6 protein-coding genes are annotated in these 6,105 nt (G+C 33.9%); all 6 read right to left on the bottom strand.

All coding sequences use genetic code 11. The features are described 5' to 3' along the window. Positions 1-2: 2 nt before the first annotated feature. Positions 3-1,160, bottom strand: coding sequence for a serine hydrolase (locus AADI82_RS13090; protein ID WP_341216873.1), 1,158 nt, complete (start codon positions 1,158-1,160; stop codon positions 3-5). Positions 1,161-1,229: 69 nt separating this feature from the next. Further along, the gene (locus AADI82_RS13095) at positions 1,230-1,703 is read right to left on the bottom strand and encodes a methylated-DNA--[protein]-cysteine S-methyltransferase (RefSeq protein WP_341216874.1); all 474 of its coding nucleotides are present in this window, start codon (positions 1,701-1,703) and stop codon (positions 1,230-1,232) included. Further along, positions 1,703-2,821, bottom strand: coding sequence for a hemolysin family protein (locus tag AADI82_RS13100; RefSeq protein WP_341216875.1), 1,119 nt, complete (start codon positions 2,819-2,821; stop codon positions 1,703-1,705). Before AADI82_RS13100 ends, AADI82_RS13095 begins: the two co-directional genes overlap by 1 nt. 40 nt (positions 2,822-2,861) lie before the next feature. Next, positions 2,862-4,151: a serine hydrolase gene (locus AADI82_RS13105; protein ID WP_341216876.1), complete on the bottom strand. Its 1,290-nt coding sequence runs from the start codon at positions 4,149-4,151 to the stop codon at positions 2,862-2,864. 26 nt (positions 4,152-4,177) lie between these two features. After that, on the bottom strand, positions 4,178-5,167 hold the full coding sequence (gene hemB, locus AADI82_RS13110; protein WP_341216877.1) for a porphobilinogen synthase: 990 nt from the start codon (positions 5,165-5,167) through the stop codon (positions 4,178-4,180). Between the two features lie 28 nt (positions 5,168-5,195). Further along, complete coding sequence (gene hemF, locus AADI82_RS13115) at positions 5,196-6,104, bottom strand: oxygen-dependent coproporphyrinogen oxidase (protein WP_341216878.1); 909 nt, start codon at positions 6,102-6,104, stop codon at positions 5,196-5,198. Between the last annotated feature and the right edge of the window lies 1 nt (position 6,105).

Genomic DNA, 6,105 nt, shown 5'->3' on the forward strand with positions numbered 1-6,105 from the left:
GTTTAGAGATCATAACCTAACATTTTATAGGCTTCTTCAATATAAGTTGTTATATCATCTGTAAATGTGGCAACCGCATCTCCTGAGCCTTTAGAGTGTCCTAACCTTACAATAATAATATTATCGTTAGGTTCTACAAAAACGTATTGCCCAAGATGCCCACGCATCATAAAAAAGTGTTTATCTCCAATAGTTTTTAACCAAAAACCATAACCGTATTCCGGACTTTCAGGAAAACGAGGTTTTAAAGATTTTGCTACAAAAGCAGAATCTAACACTTGTTGTCCGTTCCATTTTCCGTAATCTTTATAAAGTTTACCAAAACGCGCAAAATCTTTAGCATTACTAGCTATACAGCAATAGGCTTTAACTAAATCATGGTCTTCACTATCTACCTGCCAAAGCGTTGGGTTTTCAGAACCTAATGGTTTCCAAAAACTTTCGGTTAAATAATCGTACATTTTTTTCCCTGTGGCTTTTTCAATAACCATAGCAAGCATTTGGGTGTCGCCACTGGCATATTTATACGAAGTTCCAGGTTCTCTAACAACTTTTAAACCTAACATCACTTTTTCTAAATCGTCATCAAAATAAGCACGTGTTGTAATGGATAAGGGTGAATAATATTTTTCGTCCCAGTTGGTACCAGATGCCATTGAAGACAAATCGCCAACTGTCATTTTAGCGGCAAGTCCTTCATTAAAAGTTGGTAAAAAATCGCTAACAGGTTGATCTAAACTTTTAATATACCCCTCTTGAATAGCTTTTCCCATGAGCCCAGAGACATAGCTTTTTGCCATAGAAAAGGAGTTGGTTTGAGAATTCTCATTAAAACCATCATAATAGTTTTCAAACCAAATGCTATCATTTTTTATAATAACATAGGCAATAGTTTTATTGGTCTTGTTTATTTGTTTTAAACCTTCTGATTCTTGAACAGAGTTATAATTTTTATGATTAGGCCATGGCTGAGGTATACCATTCTCAACAACTTGATTGTCAAATTCTTTATAATCCTCTAAATAAGCAGTAGTATAGCCTTTAAGATAAATGGTTCTTACAGCTTTAAGTAAATAGTCAGTATCTGTAGCATAAAGTACAATGACTAACAAACCAAACAGTATTATAATCCACTTAAAGAGTTTTTTTAAGAATTTCATGGGTAATGAATTTATTTGAATTAAATATAGGAAAAATTTTATGTTTTCCTATCTACTTAAAAAGATAAACTAAAATAGGGTTTGTTGCTTATACGGACTTTCGTGTTCTAACAGCCATTGTTTTCTGTGTAACCCACCTGCATAACCTGTTAAACTACCATCGCTACCAATAACGCGGTGGCACGGAATGATAATCCAGAGTGGGTTTTTACCATTGGCATTGGCAACGGCTCTTATAGCTTTTACATCGCCTAGCTGTTTTGATAATTCTAAATATGAAAGGGTTTTTCCGTATGGAATTTGCTCTAATGCGTTCCAAACTTTTTGTTGAAAATTGGTGCCTTTTGGACTAAGGTTTAAGTCAAATTGTTTGCGTGTGCCTTCAAAATATTCGTTAAGTTGAATGACACAATCTTCTAATTCAATAGGAATAATATCGGTGATTTTTTCCTCAGAATTTAAAACAGTAACAGAAGTAACACCATCTTCGTCACCAATAATTTTAGTGAACCCTAAAGGCGATTTGATGATGCAACTTTCCACTAATCAGCAGTATTTTTGTCATTTAAAATTCCTAATTTTTTAGCTCTTGTCTCCCAATTTTTTCTGGCTTGCAGTTGTAAATCTGATACATTATCGCTTTCGTCCATAATTTCTAACCCAAGTAAGGTTTCAATAACATCTTCCATAGTTACTAAACCGCTAACTGTTCCATATTCATCAACAACTAAAGCCATGTGATTTCTGGTTTCAACAAGTTGTTCGAATAGTGTTGGAATAGCCATATTTCTATCTACAATAATAATATTTCGTTTAAGCTCAGAAAGTTTTTTGCCACCGTTACCAAGTGCCATTTCTTTAAAGACATCATCTTTTAAAACCAAACCTTTTATGTTATCTTCAGTATCGGTAAATATAGGAACCCTAGAAAAACGAAGATTCAAATTTTCATTAAAAAAAGCTTCAACAGTTGTGGTTTCATTTTCTAATTTCATAACTGTTCGAGGTGTCATCACATCTTTTGCCTTAATCTCTTTAAAGTTTAAAAGATTTTTAATGACTTTGCTTTCAGATTCATGAAACACACCTTCTTCATGAGCCATATCTGTCATAACCAAAAAGCCTTCTCGACTTAAAATACTACCATGACCTTTCCCACCAATTAACTTTGTGGTGAGTTGAAGCAACCATAGTAGACCTGTCCATTTTAAAGGAAAGATTAAAATTTTTAATGCTTTGGTTGTAAAATTTGCTAACGATTTCCAATAGGTTGCTCCAATAGTTTTTGGTATTATTTCTGAAGCTACTAATATTAAAATAGTCATAATTGTAGAAACCACGCCCACCATTAAGTCTTCGGTAAATGTAAAACCAAAAACTGTTTTTGTTTCCGAGCCGTATAACTCAGAGTAAGCCACTTTTGCTTGTACACCAACTAAAATAGCACCTACAGTATGTGCAATAGTGTTTAATGTAAGGATAGCAATTAATGGTCTATCTACATCTTTTTTCAAGGCTTCCAAAGCAGAGGCATAATCTTTACCTTCTTGCTTTTTTACATTAATAAATGTTCGTGTAACACTTAATAGTACAGCTTCTAAAATAGAGCATAAAAACGAAAAGAAAATAGAAATAAAGGCGTAAAACAGAAGTAATCCCATAAGATATTTTAAATGTCTAAAATACTAATTATTTGTGAGCTTAATCTTTTAATGCGGTGTAAAATACTTGTTGTAATTTGGGTCTAATATTCAAATTGTAGATATTTCGATGTGTTCTACTTGGATATACACGATTTGAAAGAAAAACAAAAACAAGCTCGTTTTTTGGATCTGCCCAAACAAAAGTACCTGTAAAACCTGCATGACCAAAACTTTCTGGACTTACTTGTGGCGCAGGATAAGCCTCTTTAATACTTAAAGTGTCGTTACCAATTAATGGCTTATCGAAGCCTAAACCTCGTCGATTATTGTTTTCTGGGTATTGAATTCTGGTAAATTCTTTTATAGTTTCTGGTTTAAAATATTGCTTACCTGCATAAGTCCCATTTTGCACAAGCATTTGCATATATTTTGCCAAATCTGTTGCACAACCAAATAACCCAGCATTACCAGAAACACCACCTAAAAGTCCTGCATTATCATCATGGACCCAACCTTTAACAAGCTGTTTTCTAAAAATTGTATCTATTTCTGTGGGGACAATAGCATTTTTAAAATTTTTATCCTTCGGAAGATATCCAAGCGTGGTACAACCTAAGGGTTTGTAAAATGTTTCTTGAATATAAGATGTATAGGGAATACCAGTAATATCTTCTATCAATTGAGGATAAATTAATGACGCTATTCCAGAGTATAAATACTCCTTTTTTCCATCTGCTTTAACGCGTTTAATTTTTCTGTAGACTTTATTTTTAAACTTGTTTTTTACATACATGTTATTGTAAAACTGATTTGAAAACCGTTTGCTTTTTTCAGTTTTAATAAATCGTTTTTTTACTTTTCCATTTTTTAAAACTTCGCCTAAAAAAGCTATATATGGTTTTAATCCTGATTGATGTGCTAAAAGCTCTCTGAGTGTTATATCTTTTTTGCTTTTTTTGTTTTTCCAATCTGTCCAATAGTTGCTAAAAGGAGCGTCTAAATCTAATTTACCTTCTTCATAAAGTCTCATTAAAGCAGGGAGTGGTCCTGTTATTTTGGTAACCGATGCTAAATCGTAAACATCATCTAAGTTTACTTTTTGAATACTATCGTAAGTATGAAATCCATAAGCTTCATGAAATATGATTTCACCTTGCTTAGCTACTAACAATTGCGCTCCTGGAAATGCTTTTTGAGTAATAGCATCGTGCATTATAGAATCGACATTGGATTTTATGTAGGTTGAATCCAGTCCAACAGATTCTGGCGTATTATAACTTAGTTGTGCACTTGCTGTTTGACCATAAAACAGTAAGCATAAAATTGTAAAAATTTTAAAACGAATCATATATAAAATAGTAATAACTCTGAAAGTTACGAAATCAATTTTACAATATCTTTGGCAAAGTAACTCGCAATCACATCAGCTCCGGCACGTTTAAATGCTGTTGTTGTTTCCATTATAATTTGGTCATGATTTAACCAACCCTTTTCAGCAGCAGCTTTTATCATGGCGTATTCTCCTGAAACTTGATATACCGCAACAGGGACATCGACTTCATTTTTAATTTCTCGAAGAATATCTAAATACGAAATACCAGGTTTTACCATAACAATATCTGCGCCTTCATCAATATCCATTTCGGTTTCACGGATAGCTTCAAAGCGGTTGCCGTAATCCATTTGATAGGTTTTTTTATCTTTTGGAATATCTTGTATATCTACAGGAGCAGAATCTAAAGCATCGCGGAACGGTCCATAAAAGGCTGAGGCATATTTTGCAGAATAACTCATAATACCAGTATCTTTATAACCTTCGTCTTCTAAAGCTTCGCGAATGGTTAAAATACGTCCGTCCATCATATCGCTAGGTGCTACGAAATTGGCTCCAGCTTCTGCATGAGAAATACTCATTTCTGCTAAAAACTCTGCGGTATCATCATTAACAATAACACCATTTTCTATAATGCCATCGTGTCCGTAAATAGAATATGGGTCTAGTGCTACATCGGTCATAACCAACATATTTGGGCACACATTTTTCACTGTTTTTATGGCGCGTTGCATCAATCCGTTCGGATTTAAGGCTTCTTTTCCTTTATTATCTTTTAAATTATCGGGAACTTTTACAAAAAGCAAAACCGATTTTAAACCGAGACTCCATAACTCTTTAACTTCGTTTTCCAGTAAATCTAAGCTGTAACGAAAGTAATTTGGCATCGATGGAATTTCATCTTTAATACCTTTCCCTTCCACTACAAAAAGCGGCACTAAAAAATCGTTTGGTGTGATTATGGTTTCTCGAACTAAAGCACGAATGGCTTCGTTGGTTCTTAATCTTCGGTTTCTTCTCAGTGGGTACATTCTAAAAAATGTTTATTTGTTGATGAGTTTATTCGTTTATCCAATCTACAGGATTTTTTAATACTTCTAATAATTTTTCTTCTTCACTTCCAGCTTCTGGATGATGGTCGTACACCCATTGCACATGTGGTGGTAAGCTCATTAAAATACTTTCAATACGCCCATTTGTTTTTAAACCGAAAAGGGTGCCTTTATCATGCACTAAATTAAACTCTACATATCTCCCACGGCGGATTTCTTGCCAGTTACGTTGTGCTTCAGTATATGGTAAATCTTTTCGTTTCTCAACAATAGGCACATAAGCATCAATAAAACTATTACCAACCTCAGTTACAAAGTTATACCAATTTTCCATAGTCATGGTTTCTGTTGCTTTACAATAATCAAAAAACAAACCGCCAATGCCTCTGCCTTCGTTTCGGTGTGTATTATAAAAATATTCATCACAACGTTTTTTATAAGTTGGATAAAACTCAGGGTTATGCTTATCACAAGCTGTTTTACAGGTTTGATGAAAATGCTTTGCATCTTCTTCAAATAGGTAATAAGGTGTTAAATCTTGTCCGCCACCAAACCAACTATCTATAATGCCTCCTTCTTTATCATACATTTCAAAATAGCGCCAATTCGCATGAACGGTTGGTACCATCGGGTTTTTTGGATGCAAAACTAAACTTAGTCCACATGCAAAAAATTCCACATTACCAACCTTAAAATAGGCTTGCATGGATTTTGGTAATTTACCATGAACTCCCGAAATATTTACACCTCCTTTTTCGAAAACGTTGCCGTTTTCAATTACGCGTGTTCTTCCGCCGCCACCTTCAGGACGTTTCCAAATATCTTCTTGAAATTTAGCTTTTCCATCAATGGCTTCTAGTTTAGAAGTAATAGTATCTTGTAAATTTTGTATGTATTGGTAGAATTTATTTTTCATT

The organism is uncultured Wocania sp. (genome assembly GCF_964021735.1).
Classification (GTDB): Bacteria; Bacteroidota; Bacteroidia; order Flavobacteriales; family Flavobacteriaceae; genus Wocania_A.